This is a genomic window from Paenibacillus maysiensis (assembly GCF_000520815.1).
In the GTDB taxonomy this organism is placed as follows: Bacteria; Bacillota; Bacilli; order Paenibacillales; family Paenibacillaceae; genus Paenibacillus; species Paenibacillus maysiensis.
In genome coordinates this window covers 1-3,596 of record NZ_ASRY01000104.1, presented here as the reverse complement: position 1 = coordinate 3,596, position 3,596 = coordinate 1, and the positions used below count along the sequence as shown (strand labels likewise).

General features: G+C 61.5%; 1 protein-coding gene. It reads right to left on the bottom strand.

Annotated elements, in window-relative coordinates; translation table 11 throughout:
- A partial coding sequence (locus L696_RS28340; RefSeq protein WP_280740132.1) for an SDR family NAD(P)-dependent oxidoreductase occupies nucleotides 1-3,588 on the bottom strand: 3,588 nt, incomplete at its 3' end.
- Nucleotides 3,589-3,596: the final 8 nt, after the last annotated feature.

Here is a 3,596-nt window from a genome sequence, read left to right as displayed (position 1 = left end):
CCTAGACACTGGCCCAGCTGCGGCTGTCGGTGCTGTTTTTGCAAAAACGGCGCGGATGCGATCCAGATCGCCTTCGACGACAAGAATCTGGTCTTGCTCGGAAGCCATGCCCTGATACAAGGCGCGAATCCCGGTTGCCGTCTGCATCGGGATCATGCCGAGGGTCTCTCGCAACGTCTGCTCCGTCTCCTGCTTCACCTGCATCCCGCCGTCTTGCCAGAGCGGCCAGTTGATCGACAGCGTCCGGCCGGAGCGTTTGCCGTTTGCGACCCGCTCGTTTCGATACCCCGCAAAAGCATCGAGGAAGGCATTGGCCGTCGCATAGTCCGCTTGCCCCGGGTTGCCGATAGCTCCGGCCACCGAGGAGAACGTCACGAAGAAGTCGAGCGGCAGATGTTGCGTCGCCTCATCGAGATGCACGGCACCGGCCACCTTGGGAGCCAGCACGTCCTGCAACTCCGCTGTCGTCTTCTTGAGGATCAAGTTGTCGCGAATCACGCCTGCGCTGTGCAGGATGCCGTGCAGAGCGCCATGCTCAGCTTGAATGCTCTCGATCAGCTGCATGACCCCCGCGAAGTCGGTCACGTCCACTTGCCAGTACACAACATTTGCGTCCAAGGACTGAAGTTCTGCCTGTTTCTCAGCGCTCAGCGGCCTCCGTCCCGTCAGGACGAGCGTCGCCCCTTTCACTTGCCGTGCGATTTCGCCAGCAAAAATGCGGCCTAGGCCCCCTGCGCCCCCTGTGAGCAGGTAGACGCCTTGGTCCTTCCACGGAATGCGCAACACCTCTTCGCCCGGCTCAACTTCGCTCCATCCTGTTCCCCAGCGTTTGCCGCCTTGGTAACGGACGTGTACGTCGCCTGCACAGCGAGCATTTTCTCGCAAGGTCTCCGCAAGGTTGCTCGCATCGTCAACTTCGATCAGCTGCCCGACAAGGTTCGGATTCTCCAACTGAGCGGTCTTCAGCAGTGCAGAGAGGCCGGCGAAGACCTGCCCGTCCCCTTGCGCCGGAACGACGATCTGCACGAGCGCCTTCCCTTTGCGTCTTTCTTGCAAAATCGACTTGATCGCCTCAAACGCATGTGCTGCATAGGCCTCGAAGCGTTGGGCAAGCCCTTTTTCCTCTGTCTGCAAGATCAGGCTCCGCATCCCGCTCTGTTCGATCTCAGCGTCCACTTCGCAGAGCATCACCAGATGGTCCGCATACACCGTCTGCACAGCCTGCAGATTGACCGGACGCTCTGTCCAGTCCAGTCTGAGCATCAGCGTCCCCGCCTCGGCTCCTCGCTCGCGGTCGAGTATGCGGGAGGAATAGCCCTTCATCCGCACGCGGACGCTTCCGCTCTCGTCGCACAGGTCGAGATCGAGCTTGTGTACCTTGTCCCCTGGCTTGTTACCTTCACTGCGGCGCACGAAGGCCCACATCGAAGTGGTGCAAGGCCCGAAGATCTCCAGCTCCTCCAGCGCGAACGGCAGGGCCGGCTGGAGCGTCGTTTCGTCAGTCAGGAAGCCGATGGCCGTCTGCAGAGCCGAGTCCAGCAGGCTCGGGTGCAGGATGAACTGACGCGCGGTGCTCGCGACGGCGGCTGGCAGCGACAAGCGGGCCAAGATCATCTCCTGCCCGACATAGAGGTGCTCCATCCCTTGGAAAGCCGGCCCGTACTCAAGGCCCGCTCGGCGGTACAAGTCATAGCATTCCGCCGCGTCTCGTTCGCGCTGCCCGCACTGCGCTTGCAGAGAAGCAAGGTCGAGCACGGGAGCCTCGACGTCCGACAGAGCCGGTACCGCGCGCCCTTGGCTGTGTACGATCTCGCCGTCCAAGCCGCTGTACACTTCAAATCCGATCTCGCCGTTCTCTTCCGGGAACAGCCCGATCTGCACCGACACCGCGTCTTCTTCTGCGATGATCGGACGCGCCCAGACCACATTTTTCAAAGAGATCGACGACATGTCGGCGGCCTGCTCCAGCGCGGCGCGCGCCATTTCCAGATAGGCGACACCCGGCAGCACCTTCCGCCCTTGCACCTGATGATCGGACAGGAAAAATTCTCGCCCGGTAAACGTCGAGGAGAAGCGTTGCTCCGTCAGTTTGGAGGTATTGCTGTGCAGCAGCGGATGCAGGGCGGCTGTCAGCGTCGAAGCCTCCCCTTCCTCCATCTCCGGCTCCGGCACCCAGAAGCGCTCTCTGGCAAACGGATAGGTCGGCAGATGAGCACGGCGCGGTCTCGAATCGGCATAGAGTTCCGACCAGTCGAGTCGGACGCCCTTCACCCAGAGTTCGGCGATCTCTTGCAGCGGCTTGTTTGCAATGCCCTGCACCTCCTCCTGCCCCGTTCCCGACTGCGACGTCAAGAGACTGGGGAGTGTCCGCCCCTCTGCATAGGTTTCAAAATTCTGACACGCTTCGTCTCTCGAACGGGCCACAAACGCCAGCCGCACCTCTCTTGCATTGCGTCCCGTCTGCAAGGTGTACGCGATGCTCGCAAGGCTCAGGTCGCGCTCCCGTTCGAGGAAGCCCGCCATCGAGGCTGCATACGTCCGCAGCTGTTCCTCGGTCATGGCAGACAACACAAAGAGCAACGGCGCATCCGCTTCTCCCGCTGCCGAAGCCATACTCTTTTTTTCCAAATGCTCTTCGATGACGACATGCGCGTTCGTCCCGCTGAATCCAAAAGAGCTCACCCCGGCACGGAGCGGCATCCCGGCTGGCACCTCCCATGGAATCAGGTCGATATTGATGTAAAAAGGACTCTTCGCGAGCCGAATGTGCTCGTTCAATTGGTTAAAATGCACCGTCGGCGGCACCTGTCGATGCTTCATGGCCAGCAGCACCTTGATCACCCCGGCCACTCCGGCTGCCGTCAGCAGGTGTCCGATGTTGCTTTTCACCGAACCGAGAGCGCAATAGCCGGTTTTCTCCGTGAAGTGCCGGAAGGACTCGGTCAGCGCCTCGACTTCAATCGGGTCGCCCAGCTTCGTGCCCGTCCCATGCGCTTCGATCAGGGAGATCGTCTCCGGGTCGATGCCAAATCGTTCATACACGTCCTGCTCCAGCTGGATCTGCGAATTGACGCTCGGCGCGGTGATCCCGTTCGTCTTGCCGTCCTGGTTGACACCCCAGCCGCGAATCACGCCATAGATCGAGTCTTCGTCCCGCACAGCATCTTCAAGGCGCTTGAGCACCAAGACGCCCACGCCCTCCCCCGGCACAAAGCCGTTGGCGCGCGTATCAAACGAATAGCAGCGTCCGTCGGGCGACAACATGCCCGCCTTGCTCGTCATGATGTGCAAGGAAGGCCCGGCCGCCGCGTACACCCCGCCGCTCAATGCCAAGTCGCTCGTTCCGAGCAGCAGGCTGTTGCAGGCTTCGGCCATCGCCACCAGCGAGGAGGAGCAGGCGGTGTCGATCGCAAGGCAAGGGCCTTTGAGGTTGAGCAGATACGAGATGCGAGCGCTGAGGATCGAGGAAGCCGCCCCCATCAGGCCTTGTGCGTTCAAGCCTTGATGGTTCAGCGCCTGCCCGTAGTCGTTCGTGCCGCAGCCGACGAACACGCCGGTTCGGCTGCCGGACAGAGAGGACGGCGCGATGCCGGCGT